Annotated in this window: 19 protein-coding genes and 1 pseudogene; 12 read left to right on the plus strand and 8 right to left on the minus strand. The window is 32.8% G+C overall.

Annotated features, from left to right (window positions below; all coding sequences use genetic code 11):
- Nucleotides 1-28 precede the first annotated feature (28 nt).
- The gene (locus tag ACEN2K_RS13475; RefSeq protein WP_441759856.1) at nt 29-1,135 is read left to right on the plus strand and encodes a glycosyltransferase; all 1,107 of its coding nucleotides are present in this window, start codon (nt 29-31) and stop codon (nt 1,133-1,135) included.
- The gene (locus tag ACEN2K_RS13480; RefSeq protein ID WP_441759857.1) at nt 1,126-1,677 is read left to right on the plus strand and encodes an RNA polymerase sigma factor; all 552 of its coding nucleotides are present in this window, start codon (nt 1,126-1,128) and stop codon (nt 1,675-1,677) included. The genes ACEN2K_RS13475 and ACEN2K_RS13480 overlap by 10 nt, the downstream gene beginning before the upstream one ends.
- 154 nt (nt 1,678-1,831) lie before the next feature.
- Here the strand turns inward: ACEN2K_RS13480 and ACEN2K_RS13485 are convergent, their stop codons facing one another.
- From ACEN2K_RS13485 to ACEN2K_RS13510, 6 genes are all read right to left on the minus strand, one after another.
- Nucleotides 1,832-2,467, minus strand: a complete 636-nt coding sequence (locus ACEN2K_RS13485; protein ID WP_441759858.1) for a CPBP family intramembrane glutamic endopeptidase — start codon at nt 2,465-2,467, stop codon at nt 1,832-1,834.
- Between the two features lie 240 nt (nt 2,468-2,707).
- A complete protein-coding gene (locus tag ACEN2K_RS13490) occupies nt 2,708-3,202 on the minus strand; it encodes a hypothetical protein (protein WP_441759859.1) in 495 nt (164 codons plus the stop codon).
- 813 nt (nt 3,203-4,015) lie between these two features.
- Complete coding sequence (locus ACEN2K_RS13495) at nt 4,016-6,184, minus strand: peptidase domain-containing ABC transporter (protein ID WP_441759860.1); 2,169 nt, start codon at nt 6,182-6,184, stop codon at nt 4,016-4,018.
- 86 nt (nt 6,185-6,270) lie between these two features.
- The gene (locus ACEN2K_RS13500) at nt 6,271-7,407 is read right to left on the minus strand and encodes an HlyD family secretion protein (protein ID WP_441759861.1); all 1,137 of its coding nucleotides are present in this window, start codon (nt 7,405-7,407) and stop codon (nt 6,271-6,273) included.
- Nucleotides 7,408-7,804: 397 nt separating this feature from the next.
- Nucleotides 7,805-7,969: a hypothetical protein gene (locus ACEN2K_RS13505; protein WP_441759862.1), complete on the minus strand. Its 165-nt coding sequence runs from the start codon at nt 7,967-7,969 to the stop codon at nt 7,805-7,807.
- A 2-nt stretch (nt 7,970-7,971) separates the two neighbouring features.
- Nucleotides 7,972-8,139 (minus strand): bacteriocin, encoded by a 168-nt coding sequence (locus ACEN2K_RS13510; protein ID WP_441759863.1) that lies wholly within the window; start codon nt 8,137-8,139, stop codon nt 7,972-7,974.
- 448 nt (nt 8,140-8,587) lie between these two features.
- On the opposite strand from ACEN2K_RS13510, the gene ACEN2K_RS13515 reads away from it, so the two are divergent.
- The 9 genes and pseudogenes from ACEN2K_RS13515 (at nt 8,588) to ACEN2K_RS13555 (ending at nt 20,867) form a co-directional block, all read left to right on the plus strand.
- Nucleotides 8,588-8,971, plus strand: a complete 384-nt coding sequence (locus ACEN2K_RS13515) for a hypothetical protein (protein ID WP_441759864.1) — start codon at nt 8,588-8,590, stop codon at nt 8,969-8,971.
- A 55-nt stretch (nt 8,972-9,026) separates the two neighbouring features.
- Nucleotides 9,027-10,289, plus strand: coding sequence for a helix-turn-helix domain-containing protein (locus tag ACEN2K_RS13520; RefSeq protein WP_441759865.1), 1,263 nt, complete (start codon nt 9,027-9,029; stop codon nt 10,287-10,289).
- A gap of 349 nt (nt 10,290-10,638) precedes the next feature.
- Entirely contained in the window at nt 10,639-12,345 is a 1,707-nt protein-coding gene (locus ACEN2K_RS13525; RefSeq protein ID WP_441759866.1) for a S8 family serine peptidase, read from the plus strand.
- Nucleotides 12,345-14,516, plus strand: coding sequence for a lantibiotic dehydratase family protein (locus ACEN2K_RS13530; protein WP_441759867.1), 2,172 nt, complete (start codon nt 12,345-12,347; stop codon nt 14,514-14,516). Before ACEN2K_RS13525 ends, ACEN2K_RS13530 begins: the two co-directional genes overlap by 1 nt.
- Before the next feature lie 76 nt (nt 14,517-14,592).
- A pseudogene (locus ACEN2K_RS13535) lies at nt 14,593-15,414 on the plus strand (thiopeptide-type bacteriocin biosynthesis protein).
- A gap of 247 nt (nt 15,415-15,661) precedes the next feature.
- On the plus strand, nt 15,662-16,489 hold the full coding sequence (locus tag ACEN2K_RS13540) for an energy transducer TonB (protein ID WP_441759868.1): 828 nt from the start codon (nt 15,662-15,664) through the stop codon (nt 16,487-16,489).
- Between the two features lie 271 nt (nt 16,490-16,760).
- Complete coding sequence (lipA, locus tag ACEN2K_RS13545; RefSeq protein WP_441759869.1) at nt 16,761-17,630, plus strand: lipoyl synthase; 870 nt, start codon at nt 16,761-16,763, stop codon at nt 17,628-17,630.
- 52 nt (nt 17,631-17,682) lie between these two features.
- Nucleotides 17,683-18,678 (plus strand): type I glyceraldehyde-3-phosphate dehydrogenase, encoded by a 996-nt coding sequence (gap, locus tag ACEN2K_RS13550; RefSeq protein ID WP_441759870.1) that lies wholly within the window; start codon nt 17,683-17,685, stop codon nt 18,676-18,678.
- 20 nt (nt 18,679-18,698) lie between these two features.
- Nucleotides 18,699-20,867: an ATP-binding protein gene (locus tag ACEN2K_RS13555; RefSeq protein WP_441759871.1), complete on the plus strand. Its 2,169-nt coding sequence runs from the start codon at nt 18,699-18,701 to the stop codon at nt 20,865-20,867.
- On the opposite strand, the gene ACEN2K_RS13560 is transcribed toward ACEN2K_RS13555, so the two are convergent.
- Complete coding sequence (locus ACEN2K_RS13560) at nt 20,868-21,680, minus strand: purine-nucleoside phosphorylase (RefSeq protein WP_441759872.1); 813 nt, start codon at nt 21,678-21,680, stop codon at nt 20,868-20,870.
- A complete protein-coding gene (lpxK, locus tag ACEN2K_RS13565; RefSeq protein WP_441759873.1) occupies nt 21,631-22,677 on the minus strand; it encodes a tetraacyldisaccharide 4'-kinase in 1,047 nt (348 codons plus the stop codon). The genes ACEN2K_RS13560 and lpxK overlap by 50 nt, the downstream gene beginning before the upstream one ends.
- A 111-nt stretch (nt 22,678-22,788) precedes the next feature.
- Between lpxK and ACEN2K_RS13570 the strand changes: the two genes are divergently transcribed.
- Nucleotides 22,789-23,883, plus strand: a complete 1,095-nt coding sequence (locus ACEN2K_RS13570; RefSeq protein WP_441759874.1) for a Nif3-like dinuclear metal center hexameric protein — start codon at nt 22,789-22,791, stop codon at nt 23,881-23,883.

Consider the following 23,883-nt stretch of genomic DNA (forward strand, 5'->3'; position numbering starts at 1 on the left):
AGACGATTTAAAAACACATTAAACTCTGATGCTTATACTGATCCTTTACCTTTTTATTTTTATTGTTGTTGTTCAAATTGTATATTATTTAGTTGTTTTTGGAAAGTTCGCTTTTGCAAAAGCACAAAAGATAACGCCCAAAAGAATACCAATTTCCGTAATAGTTTGTGCTAAAAATGAGGAGCAAAATGTAGCTCAGTTCATTCCGTTATTAGCAGAACAAGACTACCCAGACTTTGAGATTGTTTTGATTGACGATGCGTCAAGCGATACTACATTGGATGTTTTTGAAGAATTTGAAAAAAAATATACTAACATTCGCCTGGTTAAGGTGGAGAACAATGAAGCGTTTTGGGGAAATAAAAAGTATGCCCTTACGCTAGGAATCAAAGCAGCAAAAAAAGATTACTTGCTGTTTACTGATGCTGACTGTTATCCCACAACAAAAGACTGGATTACAGCAATGAGTTCGCAGTTTACGATGCAGAAAAAAATTGTTTTAGGCTACGGTGGTTATGATAAAATTCCAAATTCATTTTTAAATAAATTGATCCGTTTTGAAACGCTATTAACAGCAGTTCAATATTTCTCTTGGGCAAAATTAGGCAAACCTTACATGGGTGTAGGTAGAAATTTAGCGTATAAAAAAGAAGAGTTTTTCAATGTTAACGGCTTTATCAACCACATTCAAATAAGGTCAGGTGATGATGATTTATTTATTAATGAAGCAGCAACAGGGAAAAACACAACTATAGCTTTCACCCCAGAAAGCTTCACTTATTCAAAGCCTAAAACAACCTATAAGGATTGGATCATACAAAAGAGACGCCATATTGCCACAGCGAGTCATTATAAAAAAATTGACCAGCTGCAACTGGGAACATTTTACCTCTCTCAGTTATTATTCATTTTATTAGCTGTTGTGTTATTAGCCTTTCAGTTTCAGTGGATATTAGTTTTAAGTCTATTGTTCGTTAGGTATTTGGCTGCATGGATTGTCGTAGGATTCTCTGCAGGGAAATTAAAAGAGAAAGATTTAAAATATTGGTTCCCTGTTGTGGAATTAGTGCTTATCTTCACACAAATCAATATCTTTATCACTAATATTTTCTCAAAACCAGTCAATTGGAAATAAACACTCAAATAGAAAAAGCAAAAGAAGGTGACCAAGCTGCCTTTACCTTTCTATTGAATCATTATTGGAATGAAGTGTATGGCTTTATGCTAAAGCGAACAGAAAATGAAACTAATGCTGAGGATATTACTATAGAAACTTTCTCTAAAGCTTTTGACAAAATCGCTTCTTACAATCCTGAATTCCAATTTAACACTTGGTTAATTAGTATAGCCAAAAATGTACATATTGATTTATTAAGAAAAAAGAAATCCAGTCTTTTTATTGAAATCACTGATCGAGAAGATCAAAAAGCTTACAATATCGCAGATACCACTCCATCTGCCGAAGACGAATTGATTACTGAGCAAAATCTATCTCAGCTATTGCGTTACATTAAAGAATTGAAACCGCATTACCAAGAGGTGATACAGTTACGCTATTTTCAAGAAATGAGCTATCAAGAAATTGCTAATTCTATAGATGAACCTTTAAGTAATGTAAAAGTAAAATTACTTCGTGCTAAAAAATTACTGGCTGAAATCATCAGGGATAGAAGATAATTATATAATAGATTCTTAAAAGTCCTAATCAAGAGATAAGTCGTTAACTTTTATTACCGCGTAGGATCACTTCATCGGTCGGGTTGTTGATATAAATTTACAAATTTATTGCTTTGACAAAACTAAAAGATTGCCTGTGATGTTTACAAATTAGTTATCCGGTATATGGAATTTGTTCTCCATCGTCCATTTGACCTTTTATAAAATAACGCAGATAAATAATTATTAAAAAATCGAAAAAAATAAAGATCGCTAAATTTAGAAATACTTCATAGTCTGAAAATATTTCAAGATCTGTTGTTCTCTTAAATTGAAATAAAACAGAGTTACGAGTACCAAAATAATTAATCAACGAATGGAGACTTGCAATAAATAAAATATTATTATATTTTGTTAAGAGCATTTGAAAAATCATACCAAGACCAAAAGCTAATAAAATTTGATTTAAGACACTGAAAAAGTCTAAGGAACTCAAATTTATTAAATGAACTAAACCAAAAATAATTGAAGTCAATATATAACTTCTAAAAATTTTATTTTTATTTAAAAAAAAATGGGATTTTAGTATTGAGTTAAAAAGTAAAACTCTGAATAATGTTTCTTCGAAAAACCCCGTCACAAAACATTTAAAAAGAAAGATAACATGTAGATATAGATTTATATCAGCACCATTCAAAGTAATTATTTTTTCTGAATTTGAGAAAGCTAAATATGTTCCAACAAAAATTATAAGCAAAAAAATAGAACTATTTTTAAAAATTACGTGAAAATCTTTTTTTTCTTTTTTCATGAATTGAATCAAAACAGACAAAAGAATTAATTTCACAAGAGCTATTAGCAAATAGTTTACTTCAGTTTCAATGAAATATAAATCTATAATTTTTCGAGTACCAAAAAGGAACGAGAGACAAAACAAAATTATAACAATCTCTTTTTTCAGAGTCTTATATAGCATTTTCCAACTATTTAAAAACAAGTAACAATGTGCCAAAAAAACACATTGTTACTTACATACAATTAATACTAAACTTTAGAATTCAATTTCAAAGCTACAGTCATATAATTCAATACAACCTCCATCACATGAATTTCCAAACCATGAAGATGCCCCTCCGTATACCATTTTAAATTTACATCCAATTTTGACCTTGTTTGTTGCAATTTTGTTGTTAAATTTAAATTTATCACTCTTAATAATTCTAGTTTGAGAATTTTTTTTAGAACTATCTCCAACTGTTGATTTTAATGAAGTATAAATTCCATCTCCTGCTACCTGGTCGTTAAAATCTCCGGTATCTACATAATCAATGCCATCTATCACATATACATTACGCAAGACAAATTGGTTATCAAAATTCTCAATCTTAAATGTATTATAACTTTCATTACTATTTACACTCTTGTTTGATATTAAACTTGTATTTACCGACGAAGAAGTTTTTAATAAAACTGATTCTTCAAATCTTGCCATATGATTCATTTCTAAATCAGATGCATTTTCAGCATCTTTAGAACAACCTGCCATTAGCAATGTTATTAATAGAGTTACCGATAAACCTACTGATTTTAATTTACTTAATTTCATTTTTAATGATAGTTTAAATTTATAATTATTTGTTGTTACGAAATGGATTACTTTAGAACTTTTTTATTGATTTTATGTTCTTTAATCCGCGACTATACATTTCGTTAGCTTTGTTTTTTTGAAGGGTTACAAATTAGCTTAATCAAAATCCATTTTTTGTTTTTTATAGGGTTGCAAAACAGCTGCTGCAATCCCTAATATTGGCCAATACTTTGCAGAAAAAAAACCATGCTTCTTAGTAACGTCTTAATAAAAAACTTTGTTAATTCTCAGGTGTCAAAACTAAATCAAGAAGCCGTCCCCTGCAAACTATACTTATCGAAATACCGGAATTCCGACAACAACTAACCATTCATAGATTGACTTAAAGTGTTTTATAAACTCACGTAAAACACGTATTTATAATTGAATTATCTCATTTAACTCTTTTTTTTTAGTCAAATCAAATTTCAATCTTCGATTGTTTCAAGAGTAAAAAGCTTTTGTGTTTCTTATTACTTTTAGTAGATAGAGTATCAGTCAAAGGTGTAATCAATTATTGATTGCAAATCCAATGAGAATAATTAGTTTTTAAAGTGGATTATGCTCCTAAGGTGCTTCTCCCTTTTGAAATGTTACGAGGGCAAGAAGATTTTGAATTAAAAAGGGTTCTCTACACCTTTCTTCTTCATCCCAAAGTATCGGGATTAATCAAAAAACACACGAACAATGGTTTTTTATAATGGCAGCATATGGCTTAACCGTACTACAGAATTAAACCAAACTCTGCTTACTCCACAAATCATAATACTTACCATTTTTGGCTAACAAATCCAGATGATTTCCTTGCTCAATTACAGTTCCATTTTCCATCACCAATATAGTGTCTGCATTAGCTATGGTACTCAAACGATGCGCAATAACGATAATTGTTTTACCTTGTAATTTAAAATCATCAATCACTTTCTTTACTATACTTTCGGCATTAGTATCAAGCGAGGAAGTTGCTTCATCCATTAATAGAACATCGGGATTCTTATACAATGCTCTAGCAATTGCAATGCGCTGTTTTTGTCCACCTGATAGCATTGCACCATTTTCACCTATTTGTGTCCCAAATCCAGTAGGAAGTCTTTCTACAAATTCAGTAATACCTAACTCTTTTGATAAATCTAAAATGCGCTGCATGTTAGGAAACGAATCTCCCAAAGCGATATTCTCGATAATATTACCTGAAAATAAATTGAGCTGTTGTGGTATCACTCCAATACAATTACGTAAACTTTGATAATGAATAAATTGAGCATCATAATCTCCTATATAAATTTTCCCTTCTTTGATTGGGTATAAATTTTGTAACAATGAAATTAAAGTGGTTTTACCGCTACCACTTTCTCCAACAATTGCAGTAGTTTCGTTTTTCTTAAAAATAGCGTTGAAATCCTTGAAAACTTCAGTTCTAGAACCATAACGAAAACTTACATTTTCAAATTTGATGTCTCCTATGTTCTCCCTCTGCAGTTCAACCTTATTCTCGGTTTCTTCTCTTTCTAGATCCATTATTTCAAAAAGCCTGTCAGCTGCAATTAAGGCATTTTGAGCTGTTTTATTCATCCCAATTAAAGATGCTACTGGTGATGTAAAATAACCTATCAAGGCATAAAAAGAAAACAACTCTCCGGGAGTGATGGCTCTATCAATAACGTAACCGGAACCAACCCACATTAAAATAACGGTAAATATCGAAGCCAAAAACTGTGTTGAAGTACCTGCAAAAATGCTATTCAAGCCTGATTTGTAAGTGGTAAACAACAACTTTACAAACCTATTCTCTGTTTTTAGATTCGAAAATTCCTCTATCCCAAATTCTTTTACCGTACGAATATGGGTAACATTCTCGACCAATTGCGTTTGCAATTCGGCTGCGTTTTCCATTATGGTTCGCTCCACTTTTTTATTGAATTTATTCAAAATAAAATAAATCAAGGCATAAAACGGAATCACCAATAAAATCACTAAAGCCAATTTCCAATAGTAGGTAAACAACAGTGTGAACGAGAAAATCACTATAAACACATTGACGATCATATCAATGGCGACTTCGTTGATAAACGATCTGATCTTTACAGCATCATTAATTCTCGAGGTAATTTCGCCAATTTGCATGGTATCAAAAAACCGTTGTGGCAAATGCAACAAGTGTTTGTAATAACCTAAAATCAATTTGGCATCGATCAACTGTCCCGTTTTCATCACAAAAACACTCTTTTTTGAACCGATGTATCCCTGAAGTAAGATAATAGCAATCATAGAAACACTCAATAAATTCAGTAGTTTTCTATTACCTTCGACCAAAACATAATCCGTAATTTTTTGAATATAAATGGACATCGCCAGTCCTAAAACAGTAAATAGTATCGCGCCAACTAATGCTTGTACTAAAATGGTTTTATGTGGTTGCACTAAATGCCAAAAGCGGGTTATGGGAGAAACCTTGTCGTTATAAGACCTAAAGTCATCATTTGGAGCAAAAAGCACCAAAACACCGGTCCATATTTTCTGAAACTCTTCGAAAGTGTAGGTTTCCATTTTGCCAAAAGCGGGATCCATAGCAGTAATAGCCCCACCCGACCTCCCCGAAGGGGAGGAGACATTATAGATTACTACATAATGATGTAATTGTTCTTTGACCACCACGTGTGCAATAGCAGGAAGTGGGATCTTATCAATCGCATCCATTCCCCCTTTTACCCCTTTGGCCGAAAAACCCATTTTCTCGGCCGCTTCTATAATTCCGAGAACATTAGTTCCTCGTTTATCGGTATTAGCATACTGACGGATTCTTGCTATAGGGAGATTAACCTTATAATGATTTCCAATAGATGCGAGACAAGCAGCACCACAATCTTTAATATCATGTTGTTTTATTTTAATAGAAGCCATTAAGGGATAGTAGATATGAGATGAAAGACAAAAGGCTTTCTCTGAATTAAATTATTGTTTTATATATTGTGTACCAAATTTTGATATTAAGGGGCTAATTGCTTCGGGTTTATCCAATTGTCTACTTTATCAAACAGTAAATCATACAAGCTACGTCTGGTTATAATATAGCGAGTAGTGAGTGTCATTCCCTTTGAAACATTGGTTTTGTAACCTGATTGCAATTTTATCGCGGTAGTATTCAATGCGCATCTCACTTTAAAAAAAGCTTGTTCTCCTTGCACGGTTATATTTCGATCTATATCAATTACCTTCCCTTCCAGTAATCCCCATTGATTGTAATTGAAAGCATCCATCTGGAATTTTACTTTTTGATTTTTTTGTATTAACCCAATATCATTTGGAGAAACGGTACTTTCCACAATTAGCTTGTCTGTCGCCGAAATAGTAGCGATGGGCTGCGAAGCATTCAAGAAAGAACCTACCTGAATTCCTGAGAAATTTTCAATAGTTCCTGATAGCGGAGCGGTTATGACATAATTCTTGGATTCTATCTTAATTTTTTGGAGTGTCCCGTTTAGATTTTTCAATTGTTCTTCCAGTTCTCTTTTCTTGTTTTGCCATTGACTGCGTTGGCTTTTTTCCAATCCTGAAAGTGCTTGTTGCGCATAGGTATAATCAAAACTGTATTTTTCAAATTCCGCCTTGGCAATAATGCCTTTGTCATACAATTGCTTGTTGCGGTCGTAGCCTATTTTGGATTGGGCAATTTTGCTTTGTAATTCACTTAGCTTACTAGCATAACTATACCATTCTTGTTGTACGGCAGGAGTTTTCAGCCTATTGCTTTTACCTATAATAACTAACGATAAATCACGAACCTGGTCATGTAGATCTCCTGAAAGATCCTGATTGGTAACTTTCTCCGTATCTAGATTTTCCTGTGTGATCGCCAGCAGCGTATCGCCTTTTTGTACGACACGATTATTTTTTAGATTTACAAAAGTCACTTTACCATTGACTAAACTGCTTAGCGGCACATTATCTGTGGTAGAGCGAACCATCCCGCGACTCTGGCTGCTGATGTCTACCTTGATCACAGGCAATAATGCCAGAAAAACGAGTAAAGCCAGAAGTAACACCAAGTAGATAGAAATACTCTTGGTTTTGTTTTTGGAGATAAGGTTTTCGAGGGTGTTTATAGGGTCTGAACTGAAGTTCATAAAGTTATTTTGTTGGTTTTGTTTTGACTAAAGGTCATTTTTTATTTTTATCAATTTCATCCATAATCACAACCTAACTTACTGGTTTTAAATATTTACAGGAAGTTTACTGAAAATATTAGTTATATAGTTTTATTTAAAAAAACAACTACCTAATTTAAAGTATAATTAGGTAGTTAATAAAATTTAAAATGTCCAAATTAATTTTTTTCAGAATTAGAATAATGCCGTTTATCGTAATTTACGCAATCCTTTCCTAAATGATATATACCAAAGGTTATCATAGCTATTAATATAATTAAAGGCATAACTTTAGTTGGCTTTACATCTATTAATTTAGAAGACAAACCAAAAATAAAATAATACTTGTCCATCTTAATTGTTTTTTATTAATAATTTAATAACCATGTCTCTGATCATATTCTGCACATTGTTTGCCCAAATAGTAAATTCCACCAATGACAGCGCAAGCTAACGTCAATGCTTCAATTACAAAACCACCATTTGTATCCTGTAATTCCTCATAATTTAATTCCTTGATACTTAATTTTTCTTGATTCATCATTATCTATTTAAGTTATAAGCTACTTCGAAAACTGCTATTCCTACTAATCCAAAACAAATTCCAACACCTATCTCAATACCTATTGTTAAAGGAGATCTATCTCCTCCATCTATCTCTTGTACTTCCTGAGCATTAAGCTCTACTAAATTCAAATTTTCGAAATTCATTTTTTGTTTTTTTTAAATTAACATTTTTTGATTATAACAAATTTGTTTCTTCCGAAACTTTGCTATTAGTTTTTGCTTTGTTTTTAAGGAACAAGTTAGCTTTATCTAAAACCTTATTGCTCTGCTTTTGTTAAAGGGTTACAAAACAGCTGAAGCAATCCCTCGTAATTGGCCAATACTTTTAGAAAAATGATTTTGCTTATAGTAACGTCTTACTAAAAAACTTGATTACTTTTCTGATGCCAAAACTAGTGCAAAGAGAACGTTCAAAACAAACGGTCGTTGTCGGAATTCCCGAATCCCGACACGGTATTCCTGAATGCCGAAGCTTTAAAATTGTATTTTTCTGAAAATCAAGGACTTATGTTTTACTATAAAATCCTAGAAAAAGCAGCTGTATATGCTTGATTTTAAATGTTTGCCTTATTTTTGTAAAAAATCACACACAATGATTAATGTTTTTTGGAGTAGAAAGCTCTTTTTATTCCTATTCCCAATCGTTTTACTAGGACAAGTTGAAAAAAAGGACCTTGCACGACTTCCTTATGATCAATTGAAGAAGCTGTATTTTGATAATGAGAAAAACCAAACGAAGCAAATTGAATATGCCAGAGCTTATTTGGTAAAAGCCAATGCAGCAAATATTTCTATTGAAAAAGCAAGAGGAAACTATTTGCTTTCACTATTATATGATGGCGACAAAGCAATTCGTTATTTAGATCGTGCAATTGCTTGCTCTAAGAATGAGAATGACATAAAGCTTCCTGCATATGCCTATTCAGAAAAGGCATACGTCTTGAAAAAGCAGTTCAAATATAGATGCGATAGATAATTTCTTATTGGCAGAGAAGCGAGCCCAAAAAAACAATATCGATTTTTATTATAATGTGAAATTTTCGATTGCAGCATTAAGGTCTGAAGAATTGGGCGAGGTAGTTGAGGCCCTAGATTTATACAGAGAATGTTTAAATTATTACAAGAATAAAAAAATAAGAACTCCCAAATATTCCTTTTCTTATGAACTCGTTATTTTTGCTCTTGCGGATGCTTATAAGGCTTTAAACCAATCCGATTCAGCAACCTATTTTAATAAGTTAGGCTACCGTGAATCAAAAAACACAGGTAATAGTGAACTTAACGCACTATTTATATTAAATGAAGGAGCCAACTTAGTATTAACAAAGAACTATAAACCAGCTTTAGATAGTATAAATAAAGCCCTGCCAAAAATGGTTTTTTATAAAAACACAGGTAATGTTTTAGCATCTTATTACTACTTAGGAAAAACCTACGATGGTCTTGGAAAAGAGAAAGAAGCAGCAAAAAATTTTGTTAAAGTAGATTCGATGTATAATGAAACCAGAAGAATTACCCCCGAATTTATGAGTGGATATCCTTATTTAATCTCCTATTACAAAGAAAAAAAAGATAAAGAAAACCAATTGAAGTATATAACAAAGTATATGGATATTAATAAAACATTGCAAAAAAACTATAAGGAATTAACCAAAAAACTAAAAAATGAATACGATATACCACATTTAATATCAGAAAAAGAATCGCTTATCCAATCACTTGAGGATGAAAACACAAAATCTTATTGGGGCATTGGCAGTTTGATTCTACTTTCTATTTCTGTTAGCGGTTTTGGGTTTTACCAACACAAGCTTAAAAAAACATATAAATTACGATTTGAAAAAATCATTAACAGAGAGAAAGGACCTAATCTTGTCGTGGCAGATATAAATCTAAAACCAATTGAAATTGCAACTTACAACAATAAAGAAGATCTTGGTATTGCAGGAGAATTAGTCAATCAAATTCTGGAAAAACTAAACCAATTCGAGACTGATAAAGAGTATTTACAATCAAATATTACAATACAACTACTTGCTGAAAAATTATTAACAAACAGTAAGTATTTGTCTAAAATCGTGAATTTTTATAAACAGAAAACTTTTATTCAATACATCAATGACTTGCGAATCGACTATGCAATCACTAAATTACAACAAAACAATAAATTAAGAAATTATACTATTCAAGCTCTTGCGCTAGAATTTGGTTTTAATAGTGCCGAGTCCTTTTCGGCAGCTTTTTATAAAAAAACGGGGATTAAACCTACATATTTTATCAAAGGACTTGGATGATAACAAATACACTAGATATCTAATTATTAATTATTTATATGTTTTAATAAGTCGGAATTCAGGAATTCCGATATACAAAAAATTGACAGTTCATGAATTAAAAAGAATGACATTATACATTTGCATTCTTATAAATCAACTGAACCAATAAAAATGAAAACAAACAAAGACAAAAAGCAAACAAAAAATTCGACTTACAAAAATTGAATGTGGCAAAATTAAAAAATATTCATTTGATTAACGGTGGTTACGGATTAGGGGACGATCCTAAAACTATTACTGATTTAGGAAACACAGGTAACGTTAGGACTGAATAAAAATATTTCATAATCTCTTATAATACTATTTCATGAAACCTATTTATTACGTTTTATCAATCGTCTTATTTTTTATAGGATGTAAATCTATTAAAAACTCAAATACTTCTTTGGCTTTATTGAAACCGAAGGATGAACTTAGTCAAATAGCAATACAACCTTGGTATCAGAAAGACTACCTAAAAGATACAGTACCTGGAATTTCTTTAGACAAATGGTATAGTCAAAACAAAAAGAAACCAAAGACCAAAAGTATCATCGTTGCGGTAATAGACACCCAAATAGATTCCAATCATGAGGATTTACAGGGGCAGATTTGGACAAATCTTAATGAAATACCCAACAATGGTATTGATGATGATCATAATGGCTATATTGATGATGTTCATGGCTGGAGCTTTATAGGCAATAAAAACGGGGGCTATGTAGTATGGGCTAATTTTGAGAATGTACGACTAGTAAGAGATTGGGCTCCCTATTTCAAGGATAAAACGGAATCTCAAATTCCAATTCAGGAATTATCAACTTACAAAGAATACCAACGAGCTTTAAAAAAAACAGAACAAGAAAATGTTTACTATAAAAGATGGCAAAAATCTTTAATTCATAGTGTGGCCGTTTATCCCATGGTTAAAGACACTTTAAAACATTTTTTCCCTAAAGAAGATTATACGTATCAACAATTGGATAGTATGTATCAGAAATACAAGATAAACAATAAAAAGTACAGACAAAGACGAGACGATAATGATACAGATCTTGGGGCCCTAATTGATTTTATGATGATTAATATTCGGAGTAATGAAAAGTCGTTAGAAAAAATTAAAGAGAGTGAGATACAGTTAGATTCTATTATTAGCAAAAATTTGAACGTAAATTTTAATGAACGTACATCTATAGGTGATAATCCTAAACTATTAGAAAAAGGTTATGGTAATAACAACATTTCAAATAACAAAGCGGGGTATAGGCCTATTCAAGATCATGCCACAAAAGTTTCAGGAATTATAGCTGCTAATAGAAAGAATAACAAAGGAATAAATGGGATTGCGCAAAATGTAAAAATCATGCCCTTGAATATTTCGTCATCCGGAGACGAGCACGATAAAGACATCGCTATGGCGATACGTTATGCGGTTGATAATGGTGCCCAAGTAATCAATATGTCTTTTGGTAAAGAGTTCTCCTTGCATAAAAAATGGGTGTTTGAGGCGTTTCAATATGCCGAAGAACATAATGTTTTACTCGTACATTGCTCAGGAAATAATGGTTTTAATGTTGATGAGAATCCTTATTTCCCTAGTGATATTGCTTATAATGGAAGCAAAGAAGTATGTGGTAATTTCATCAATGTCGGTTCCATCTCTTCTAAACTGGATAGCACTTTTGTGTCAGCTTTTTCTAATTATGGCAAGCAAAATGTGGATCTATTTGCACCTGGTGAAGAAATCTACACTACTGCAGCAGGCAATACCTACGCTACAGACTCTGGCACTTCTCTTGCTGGGCCGATGGTTTCAGGGACAGCCGCTTTGATCTGGTCCTATTACCCTAATCTTAGCGCAACTGAAGTAAAACAAATAATTCTCGACTCGGGTACTGCTTATGACCTAGAAGTTATCGTTCCGGGAACAAAAGACAAGAAAGTTCCATTCTCTGAGTTATCGAAATCAGGTAAAGTACTCAATGTGTATGATGCGATGGAACTCGCTGAAAAAACGAGTAAAAAGAAACGATAATGAACAATTATAAAGTGTTGCCTTTCTCACAATATGTATTAAGAACTCCAACATTTCCAGTAAGCACTTATCTAGATTTATTAAACAATTATGCTGCGGAAAGGGTATTGAAAGGATTTGAAAATCCTTTTTTTAGAGAGGCAATTCGCATCGCTTCACCAGAACTGCTAACCGCCTTGGACAAATGGAAATTTGAACCTTCAAGTATTTCAGCAAAAAAAAAAGATAATTTAGCGCTTACACTGTTGAAGTATAGTGCAAGAATGTCATCTCGCTGTACTCCTTTCGGATTGTTCGCTGGTTGTACTGTGGGCGATATGTCAAATGAAACCAACATTATACTTGAACCCACCGAAAAACTCAAGCGCTTTACGCAATTTGACATGCAGTTTTGGGTGGCGTTACTACAAGAGTTGGCAACACGAAAAGAGGGTAGACAGCATCTTAAATTCTATCCTAACAACTCCATATATGAGCTAGGCGATTTTTATCGTTATGTCGAGTATAAATATGTACAAACAAAAAGGGAACACAGTATTTCGGCATTAAGAAAATCAACATTGTTAGAAAGTTTAGTAACTCAAATAAAATCGGGCCTGACTGTCGATCAAATGGTTTCAATGATTGCCGATGATGATTCAGAGACAGAAGAAGCTCTTGAATACATTAACCAATTAATCGATTTTCAGTTTCTTGTAAGTGAATTGGATGCTACTGTAACCGCGAGCGATGACTGGGAAGACCTTTTTATGGTTCTTAATAAAATTCTAGCTTTAAAAGAGGATTGTAAACTTTTGCAAACTATCAGAAACGGCCTTATAGATTTAGATGCGCATCTTGTCCCTTCAGAAAAAAATTACGAGGATATTAAAACGGCCATTCAACAAATCGGTTTGGAATATGATGAAAAATACCTATTTCAAACGGATCTGGAATTAACCACATCAACAAATACTTTATGCAATAAAATCCCTGCCAAAGTCTCGAAAGCCTTGCGTTTTTTGAACGGAATCCAAAAGCAAAAAAAGTCTGAAAACCATACTCGCTTTATAAAAGCGTTTAGCCAAAGATATGAATCGCGTGAAATGCCATTGACTACTGTTTTAGACACGGAAACAGGCATTGGATATCTTCAAAATTCAGATATGAATGATACCCATGACTTATTAGATAAATTTACTTTTAAAAGTAAGAGCCCTAATGAAGAGAGTCAAACCTGGACAGCAAACGATTTTATCTTACATAAAAAATTGCAAGAATCTGTTTTGAGAAAGGAAAAAACAATTTCACTTTCTGAAAAAGATTTCCCTAATTTTGATGGGAGTTGGGATAATGCGCCAGCGACATTCTCGGTAATGATTGAACTTGCCAAATGTCAAGAAAAAGAGATTATAGTAATTGAATCATCAGGTAACGTGAGTGCTGCTAAATTGCTGGGGCGTTTTTGTAATGGAAATACAAACATCCATCATTTGACAAAAGAAATTGTGGAAAAAGAAAAGAAATATCATTCAAACAAAATTCTGGCAGAAATCGTACATATTCCAGAATCGAGAACCGGAAACATATTGAGAAGACCCGTTTTGCGTGATTATGAAATCGCCTATCTTTCTAATTCTGGCGTGAGTCGACATTACACTTTGGATATAAATGATTTAATGGTATCTATCAAAAACAACAGAATAATTCTAAGATCCAAAAAACACGATAAAGAAGTTATTCCTTTTTTGTCTAATGCCCATAACTATTCCAGCCAATCCTTACCTATTTATCACTTTTTATGCGATTTGCAGTTGCAAGATGTAAAGCCCATTTATAGTTTCAGTTGGGGAATACTGGAGTCACATTATGATTTTTTTCCAAGAGTGAACTATAAAGATGTCATCCTTTCGAAAGCTAAATGGATTGTGAGTAAAAAAGAAATAGAGACCTTCTTAAAAACAGACGACAGCCAATTATTTGAAGTATTTACAAGCTGGAGATCGGAGAGGAACATTCCGAGATTTGCAAATTGGGTTCATTTTGACAATACTCTTTTACTTGATTTTGAAAAAGAAATTTGTGTACGGTTACTTTTGAAATCTGTCAGTAAATATTCCAAAATTACTTTAGAAGAATTTCTTTTTGCAAAAGGTTCTATTGTAAAAAATAAAGATGGAGACTTTTTTTAAAATCAGTTTATTTTACCCTTTTATAAAGAAGAATTATAAAAACATGAAAAGAGATTTTTGCATAGGAAGTGAATGATTGTACTATAAAATATATACTGGTATTACAACAGCAGACCATATTTTACTTGAAAAACGATATCATATAATTTTAGAATTAAACGAAAAAAAACTAATCCTAAAATGGTTCTTCATACGCTATAAAGATACAGATGATCATTTGTGAATACGTTTCCTACTCTCAAAGCCGAATAGTTTAACAGAAGTAATCACTAAAATTTATCCAATTCTTAATATCCTTCTTGAACAAAATACCGTCTGGAAAATTCAGACCGATACATATCAAAGAGAAATAGAAAGGTATGGTGAAAAAACCATTGAAGAATCAGAAACGCTATTTTGGCAGGATAGTGAAATGATTTTAAGATATTTACATTTGAAATCGAATTTTGAAAATGAGGAATCTCAACTACTTTTTAGTTTTCTAGCAATTGACCAATTTTTAAATTCCTTTTCCCAAAGCAATACAGACAAACTCCTTTTAATGGATAACTTACAATTGTCTTTCAAAGATGAATTTAATGTAGATAAGACCCTAAAAAAGGAAATGGACAAACAATACAGAGATTTATTTCCAGAAATGGAAACACTTCTTTCCGAAGGTGCAACAGCTAATTATAATGAATTTTGTATTCTCATTCAGGAAAAAAGGAACCAAAACTCTAAAACGATTATTTCAATCAAAGATAATCTAGAAATTCCCTTATCAAATTTTCTAATGAGTCATATTCACATGATGGTGAATAGGCAATATAGCTCCAAGCAGAGAATGTATGAATTATTGATTTATGACCACTTATTTAGATTCTTCAAGACGAAGGAATACAAATTGCTCAAATGATTTTCAACGTTTTTTATTTTAAATAAAAGAAATTATTAGCACAAATCATCCACAAGAAAAAATAATTAACTATCTTTAGTTAATTAACAAATATCACTATATAATTTTATTAACATATCTTTATTTTGTGATTATTTAAAAATAAATTAACATTTTAAACAATAACTACACCACCCCAAACGTTCTTTTTTAATACACCCTTTTGCTTATGATTTAATATCTACCTAACCTTTTAAATCCATTAATTATGTCAAAATTAAGCATCTACGAAGCCAACTGGATTAATTTAGTTTTCGAAAACAAAAACAAAGAATATGGTGCGTACCAGTTACGCCTAAACAGTTCAAAAACGTCCTTATTTGCATTATTTATGGGATTATTATTGTGTGCTGCTCTAATGACTATTCCTAAAGTATTCACTTTATTTTCTACTAATATCGTTCCTACCACGGAAATTATAGATCCCGTAGAAAGGATTATCCAGATTTCCACAGTAGTTCCCCCGGTGCTAAAGCCTATAGAAAAACAAATTGCTGTTAAACCTATTGTTCAAAAACCAACAGAAGCCTCTGGTAAAAAGCAACTTGTTAATCCTACTATTGTAAAAGCTCCTTTAGCTACGCCCGACATTGCAACTAACATTGAAAGTAGTACTACTAAACAAACAACTAATGATGGCAACGGAATTATAGGCCTTAACCCTACACCAGCTCAAGGAAATAATATTGAAAACGGTTCGGCTGTAGATTATGGAACCACAGTAGTGAATAGCGCTATTTTAGACAAACTTCCTGAATTCCCAGGAGGCATTGCCAAGTTTTACAACTACATTGGGAAAAATTTTGAAAGTCCAGAAATAAATGGAGAAAGAAACATTCGTGTTTTTGTTTCTTTTGTTGTCGAAAAAGATGGTAGCATGACTGACATACAGGTAAAAAACAATCCTGGTTACGGCCTAGATAAAGAAGCCATTCGCGTATTAAAATCGTTAAAAACAAAATGGACCCCTGGAATGATTGATTCTAAACCTGTACGCACTTCTTATAATTTACCCATAACAGTTCAAATGCATTAATTAACTAAAAAAGCAGGATTTAAAAATCCTGCTTTTTTAGTTATAGACTCATCTTTTAGATCACTAAAACCCTAGCCCAGATAGCAGCGGCATCCTTTTATAAATGAACTGCATTTTTCCTGCAGTTCATTTATAAAAGATATAGCGAATAGCTGGAAGAAGCTCCTAAAAATCAATTCCTTTAGCGGTGTAAAACATTCAAGAAGCTTGGGCTGTCAAAACGGTATTTTTAAATACACATTCCTTATATTTGTACTTTGAAAAATAAATTATGGAAACTGTTTTAGAAAATACTTTACCCACCAGCAAACCAAAATGGCTTAAGGTAAAGCTCCCGATAGGACAAAAATACACAGAGCTTCGAGGCTTAGTTGATAAATATAGTTTAAATACAATTTGCGCATCGGGTAGCTGCCCAAACATGGGTGAATGCTGGGGTGAAGGGACTGCAACCTTTATGATATTAGGAAATACCTGTACCCGTTCATGCGGATTTTGTGGTGTGAAAACCGGTAGACCAGAAACGGTAGACTGGGACGAACCAGAGAAAGTAGCCCGCTCCATTAAGATCATGAATATCAAACATGCAGTAATAACAAGTGTTGATAGAGATGATTTGAAAGACGGAGGTTCTATCATTTGGATTGAGACCGTAAAAGCCATTCGTAGAATGAATCCTACAACTACTCTAGAAACTTTAATTCCCGATTTTCAAGGAATTGAAAGAAATATAGACCGTATTGTTGAAGCTAATCCTGAGGTTGTATCGCATAATGTAGAAACCGTTCGTCGATTAACACGCGAAGTGCGGATTCAGGCAAAATACGATCGAAGTTTAGAGGTATTGCGATACTTAAAAGAAAAAGGAATTAACAGAACAAAGTCTGGAATTATGCTTGGCCTTGGTGAACAAGAGGAAGAAGTGTTTCAAACAATGAGAGATTTACGCGAAGCAAACGTTGATGTTGTAACCATAGGACAATACCTTCAACCTAGTAAAAAGCATTTGCCTGTTAAGGAATTTATCACACCTGAGCAATTTAAAATTTACGAAGACTTTGGCTTGGAGTTAGGTTTCCGTCATGTTGAAAGTGGACCATTAGTACGTTCCTCATACAAAGCACAAAAGCACATTTTATAAAAATGCTTAATCGGTTAATTGCTTAATCGATTAAACGATTAACCGATAAAAATTGAAAACAAGAATAGCTATAAATGGTTTTGGAAGAATTGGTCGAAATTTATTTCGCTTACTTCTAAATCATCCCAGCATTGAAGTAGTTGCCATAAACGACATTGCTGACAATACAACCATGGCACATTTGTTAAAATATGATAGTATTCACGGGGTTTTGCCTAATGCAGTGATTGCTGATGAAAAAGGATTCTTAGTAGATCAACAGCATTTTCTGTTTTTACATGAAAAAAGCATTTCGAATTTAGATTGGAAAAGCTTAAAAATTGATTATGTAGTTGAATCTACTGGAAAACATAAAACCTTTGAAGAATTAAATGCTCATATACTTGCTGGCGCTAAAAAGGTAATACTCTCGGCTCCATCTGAAGTAGACAGCATTAAAACAGTTGTATTAGGAGTAAATGAACATATCCTGGACGGCACTGAAAAAATCATATCAAATGCGAGTTGCACCACAAATAATGCAGCTCCTATGATGAAAGTAATTGATGAGCTATGTGGTATAGAACAAGCATACATCACAACAATACATTCCTATACAACAGACCAGAGTCTACACGATCAGCCCCATAAAGATTTGCGTAGAGCTCGTGGTGCGAGTCAATCCATTGTACCTACAACAACTGGAGCGGCAAAAGCATTAACAAAAATTTTCCCTATATTAGACGGGAAAATTGGTGGATGTGGTATACGAGTTCCTGTTCCGGATGGTTCTTTAACTGATATTACCTTTAATGTAAAACGCGCTGTAACAATAGAAGAGATTAATGCCGCTTTTAGAAATGCTGCACAGAACAATCTAAAAGGAATTTTAGATTATACAGAGGATCCCATTGTATCTGTAGATATTATTGGCAATAAAAATTCTTGTGTATTTGATGCACAACTTACATCTGTAATTGATAAGATGGTTAAGGTAGTAGGCTGGTACGATAATGAAATAGGCTATTCATCAAGAATAATTGATTTAATATTGCTAACAAATAAATAACTAAAAAGTCAAACCTGTAAATGAAGTATTTTTTGGTTTTTATCGCTTTTTTTAATTCTTTTCTATATGCTCAACAAAAAGAGGATAGAGATAGTGTTACCTATTACAATGATTTGGCTGTTGCCAATATCCTTGTGAATAAATATAAAAATGCCATTTATTATACACAAAAGGCAATCAATTTTAGTGAATCAAAAGGCGATCTAAAAAATCGTGCCGTTCAAACTTTCAATCTCGGAAAAATATATTTTGATTTAAAAAAACAGAATGACGCTATTGAATTTCTTTCAGAAAGCATCACCTTATTTGAAAAACTCCCTCCATCAGCACCCTACGCTAACGCTTATTACTACTTAGGACTTTCACATATTGCAAAGGCAAATTATAATGCTGCCGAGATTTGCTTAAATAAAAGTCAGTCAATAAGAGAGGAATTAAAAATCGACGATACAGATGATTTAATTGCCTTGCAAAAAGCCATAATTTACAGAGCTAAAGGTAATATAGATTTAAGTAAGTCATCACTCAGCAACATCATTGCAAAACCTGAGTCTCCAAATTCTGTCAATACTAAAGCGGAAGCTTTGTACCAAATGGGACTTATTGAGACTACTAATAACAGAAATAATCTTGCATTAAGCTATTTTAACAAAGCATATGACCTTAATACTAAAGGAAAAGATTTAAATCAAAAATCTAAAATCCTACTAGCCTTAAGCACGGTTTATGAAAAAATGCTAGATAAAAGCAAGGCCTATTCTTACCTAAAACAACATTTAAATCTAAATGAAAGTTTAGAGATATTGAATAATGAAAAATTAGGCATAGATGATTATGAAAACTTTAAAGAGGCGCAGCGCCTCAAAAAAGCCCAAAGGATAGACAAACAAAATGCAGAAAAAGAGAAGAACAACAAATTCTCGAAACTAATCAACATTCTAGCAATAGCGTTAATCACCATTTTATCCTTACTAAGCCTATCGCTTTACAAAAATAATATCATTAGAAATAAATCAAATTTATTACTGAAGGAAAAAAATAATGAGTTATTAGTCGAAAAAGAAAAAACAGAAAAAGCTTCAAAAGCCCGATCTGAATTTCTATCGACGGTGAGTCACGAACTTCGAACACCTTTAAATGCTATTAATGGTATTACTCATTTACTATTAGAAGAAAATCCGAAGAAATCCCAACTTCACTACTTATCCTCGCTAAAATTTTCAGGAAATTACTTAGCTACATTTATCAATGAAATACTTGAGATCAATAAAATAGATTCCAATAAGACTGAAATCGAATACATTAACTTCAATCTTAAAGAACTCCTAGAAGATATTAAAAACTCTTTGAAAGGACTTGCGAATAAAAACAATGACAATTTCATTCTGGATGTAGATCCTAGTATACCCAATAATTTAATTGGTGATCCCACAAAACTCTCTCAAATTTTCATGAACTTAATCAATAACGCATTAAAGTTCACAAAAGATGGTAGCGTTATAGTAATAGCCAGAGCCAGTCATGTCGATGGCGACAATGTTATGATATCATTTGAAATCACCGATACAGGAATAGGCATCTCTGAGGATAAGCTTGAAACTGTATTTGAAAGTTTTTCACAAGGTTCCGTTGAAATCAACCGAAAATATGGGGGGACAGGTTTAGGATTGACGATAGTAAAAAAATTGATCGAAATTTTAGGTGGAGAAATCAAACTTCAAAGTATTCTAGGAGAAGGATCTACATTTACATTTAATTTAAACTTTAAAGTGGATGAAAATCAACTACCAAAGGAAGCTAAACCTAAAACCTATGATGATGCTGACTTAAAAGGCAAAAAAATACTTATTGTGGAGGACAATAAAATCAACCAAATGATCACTAAAAAGATGCTAGAAAATAAAGGCATTCATAGTGAAACTATTGATAACGGCGAGGACGCGATAGAAGCTGTACGCAACAACCTCTACGACATGGTATTAATGGACGTGCACCTACCCGGAATCAATGGTACCATTGCAACAGAATATATTAGAGCTTTTGACACCACTACCCCTATAATTGCAATAACAGCTATTTCTCTAGATGAAAATAGAGAAATGCTGCTATCCTTTGGTATGAACGACGTGGTTACAAAACCATTTGCTCCTGAAGATTTTTATGATGTAATTGCTAAGAACCTCTCTTAGCTAGTACTTTTGAATTAATTCTTTTATCAACTTTCTTACATTGGGCTCGGCATTTTGAGCCGCCTCTAGCACTTCATCGTGCGAAATTGTGTCTATATTAGCCTCATCCCCGATATCTGTAATTACCGAAATCCCAAAAGTTTCTAAATCCATGTGACGTGCCACAATAACTTCTGGTACCGTTGACATTCCTACGCAATCAGCACCTAAAATTTTTACCATCTTATATTCCGCTAAAGTCTCAAAACTTGGTCCTTGTAAACCCAAGTAAATACCATCTTTAACATCAATATTTAATTCTGAAGCAAGCTCTTTAGCCTTCACAATCATTTTACGAGAATAAGGCTCACTCATATTAACAAAGCGAGGACCAAAGCGCTCATCATTAACTCCGCGTAAAGGATGTTCTGGTGTAAAGTTGATATGATCTTTAATAATAACGATTTCACCAATTTTATAATTAGGATTTACACCTCCTGAAGCGTTTGAGACAATCAGTTTTTTAACTCCCAGAAATTTCAAAACACGTACTGGAAAAGTCACCTCCTTCATCGAATAGCCTTCATAGAAGTGAAAGCGTCCCTGCATAGCGACCACTTTTTTATCACCAATAGTCCCAAAAACCAAAGCTCCTTTATGACCTTGAACAGTCGATACAGGGAAATTTGGAATTTCGTTATAAGGTAGTGTAAATTCTATTTTGATATCTTCTGTAAAACTACCCAATCCAGAACCTAGTATCACTCCGTATTCTGGATTAAAATTATTTATCTTGTTGATGTAATTTACAGTCTCTTGTACTTGTTCCCACATAATTCATAATTGTTTTATTAAACGCATCTGTTCCTCCGAGAAATTTACTTTTTATGGGTAAATAAAAGAGTTGGTCAGCTAGTACATTCCCTTTTAATCGTACATAATCTTTCTCCGTCGTTACAATGATCTTGTTTAAAGATTTATTTTTAATTTCTAAAATATCCTTTTCGGTAAAATGATGGTGGTCAGGAAAATCCATCGTTACATCATTTGCAGCCTGCAAATATGCGAAAAAAGAGTCGGGTTTTGCAATACCTGCCAAAAGTAATTTATCTTGTGATTCAATATCAGCCACTTTAATTTTGCTATTCTCTGAGTACACATAATCATCGTATTCAATAGAAGTAAAATACAATTCTTGCTTGTCTCCTATAGTAAGTTTTCTTCTTATATCATCTTGATGTTCAATAGAAAGATTACTTGGACATTTTGTTACTATTATAACTGCTGCTCTTTTTGCCCCTGATCTGCTTTCTCTCAGGTTTCCAGTAGGCAACATAAAGTCATCCGCATATAAATCCCCATAAGCGGCAAGTAAAATATAAAATCCCGCCTTTACTTTTCTGTGTTGATAGGCATCATCTAACAATATGACATCGGGTTTTTCTTTTTTCGAAAGTAACTGCTCTATTCCGTTTTTACGATTAGCATCAACTGCTACTTGAATATCTTTAAATTTATGATAGAATTGATACGGTTCATCGCCCAGAACAGCAGCATTCGCATTGGCATCAGCCAAAACGAAACCTTCTGACTGCCTTTTATACCCCCGACTTAATGTTGCAATTTTATATTTCTGAGAAAGTAACCTAATTAAATATTCTATTTGAGGTGTTTTACCGGTACCTCCAACACTCAGGTTTCCAACAGCAACAATTGGCAAATCAAATTCATAGGATTTCAAAAGCCCTTTGTCAAATAGAAAATTGCGAATACTTGTTATGAAACCGTACAAAATAGCAAAAGGAAACAGTATTTTTCGAAGTAAATCCATAATACGAAAGTATAATAAATTATCTTTGAATTAAATATTTTATACTTTTTGTTTGAAATTTACAATTGGAAAACATCAAATTTCAAGCAGCAAACACTTAACTAAAACACCATGAAAATAAAAGAAATCCTAGCTGTATTAGAAGAAATGGCACCTCTTGCCTATGCTGAAGATTTTGACAATGTAGGTTTATTAGTAGGCGATCAGCAAAAGGAAGCTACTGGAATATTGGTTTGTCACGATGCCCTGGAGAATGTACTTGATGAGGCTTTAGAAAAAAAATGCAATTTGGTGGTCTGTTTTCATCCCATTTTATTTTCAGGCTTAAAAAAGATTACAGGTAAAAATTATGTAGAGCGAGTCCTCCTTAAAGCCATTAAAAATGATATTGCAATATATGCAGTACATACCGCATTAGACAATCACCCTAACGGAGTGAACAAAATATTTTGTGATGCTTTAGGCCTTAAAAACACCAAAATATTAATTCCGAAGCAAAATTACATCCGTAAACTAGTCACTTATACTATTGCTGAAAATGCAGAAAAAGTGCGCAATGCCTTATTTAATGCTGGAGCAGGGACTATTGGCAATTATGAGGATTGCAGTTTTAACTCTAAAGGAATAGGAACCTATATGGGTAATGAGCACAGCAATCCGCAACTAGGAGAACGTTTTGAATTTGTTGAAGGAGAAGAAATAAAAATTGAAGTTACTTTTGAAAAGCATTTAGAATCAAAAATTTTAAAAGCACTTTTTAGTCATCATGCCTATGAAGAAGTAGCTTATGAAATATATGAATTGCAAAACAGCCATCAAAACATTGGTTTGGGAATGATTGGTGAATTAGAAACTCCCTTAGAAGAGAAAGAATTTTTAAAAGCAGTAAAGGAGAAAATGCAAGCCGATGGCATCCGCCATTCAGCATTTACAGGAAAACTGATAAAAAAAGTTGCTGTACTTGGTGGATCTGGAAGTTATGCCATAAAAGATGCACTTTTGGCTGGAGCAGATGCTTTTTTAACTGCTGATTTAAAGTACCACCAGTTTTATGAAGCCGAAAATCAACTTTTATTAGCCGATATTGGACATTTTGAAAGCGAACGGTATACAAAAAATTATATTGTTGATTTTCTTCGGAAAAAAATCCTTAATTTTGCAATCATTTTATCTGAAGAAAATACAAATCCAGTTAAGTACTTATAG

This window comes from Flavobacterium sp. W21_SRS_FM3 (genome assembly GCF_052113625.1).
GTDB lineage: Bacteria > Bacteroidota > Bacteroidia > Flavobacteriales > Flavobacteriaceae > Flavobacterium.

Excerpts from the sequence above, each read along its gene's own strand:
- ACEN2K_RS13525 (WP_441759866.1), top strand. The coding sequence starts at position 10,639 with ATGAAACCTATTTATTACGTTTTATCAATCGTCTTATTTTTTATAGGA.
- ACEN2K_RS13530 (WP_441759867.1), top strand. The coding sequence starts at position 12,345 with ATGAACAATTATAAAGTGTTGCCTTTCTCACAATATGTATTAAGAACT.
- ACEN2K_RS13515 (WP_441759864.1), top strand. The coding sequence starts at position 8,588 with ATGATTAATGTTTTTTGGAGTAGAAAGCTCTTTTTATTCCTATTCCCA.
- ACEN2K_RS13500 (WP_441759861.1), bottom strand. The coding sequence starts at position 7,407 with ATGAACTTCAGTTCAGACCCTATAAACACCCTCGAAAACCTTATCTCC.
- lpxK (WP_441759873.1), bottom strand. The coding sequence starts at position 22,677 with ATGGATTTACTTCGAAAAATACTGTTTCCTTTTGCTATTTTGTACGGT.
- ACEN2K_RS13505 (WP_441759862.1), bottom strand. The coding sequence starts at position 7,969 with ATGAATCAAGAAAAATTAAGTATCAAGGAATTAAATTATGAGGAATTA.
- ACEN2K_RS13560 (WP_441759872.1), bottom strand. The coding sequence starts at position 21,680 with ATGTGGGAACAAGTACAAGAGACTGTAAATTACATCAACAAGATAAAT.
- ACEN2K_RS13485 (WP_441759858.1), bottom strand. The coding sequence starts at position 2,467 with ATGAAAAAAGAAAAAAAAGATTTTCACGTAATTTTTAAAAATAGTTCT.
- ACEN2K_RS13540 (WP_441759868.1), top strand. The coding sequence starts at position 15,662 with ATGTCAAAATTAAGCATCTACGAAGCCAACTGGATTAATTTAGTTTTC.
- ACEN2K_RS13555 (WP_441759871.1), top strand. The coding sequence starts at position 18,699 with ATGAAGTATTTTTTGGTTTTTATCGCTTTTTTTAATTCTTTTCTATAT.
- ACEN2K_RS13495 (WP_441759860.1), bottom strand. The coding sequence starts at position 6,184 with ATGGCTTCTATTAAAATAAAACAACATGATATTAAAGATTGTGGTGCT.
- ACEN2K_RS13510 (WP_441759863.1), bottom strand. The coding sequence starts at position 8,139 with ATGAATTTCGAAAATTTGAATTTAGTAGAGCTTAATGCTCAGGAAGTA.
- ACEN2K_RS13490 (WP_441759859.1), bottom strand. The coding sequence starts at position 3,202 with ATGGCAGGTTGTTCTAAAGATGCTGAAAATGCATCTGATTTAGAAATG.
- ACEN2K_RS13570 (WP_441759874.1), top strand. The coding sequence starts at position 22,789 with ATGAAAATAAAAGAAATCCTAGCTGTATTAGAAGAAATGGCACCTCTT.
- lipA (WP_441759869.1), top strand. The coding sequence starts at position 16,761 with ATGGAAACTGTTTTAGAAAATACTTTACCCACCAGCAAACCAAAATGG.
- ACEN2K_RS13475 (WP_441759856.1), top strand. The coding sequence starts at position 29 with ATGCTTATACTGATCCTTTACCTTTTTATTTTTATTGTTGTTGTTCAA.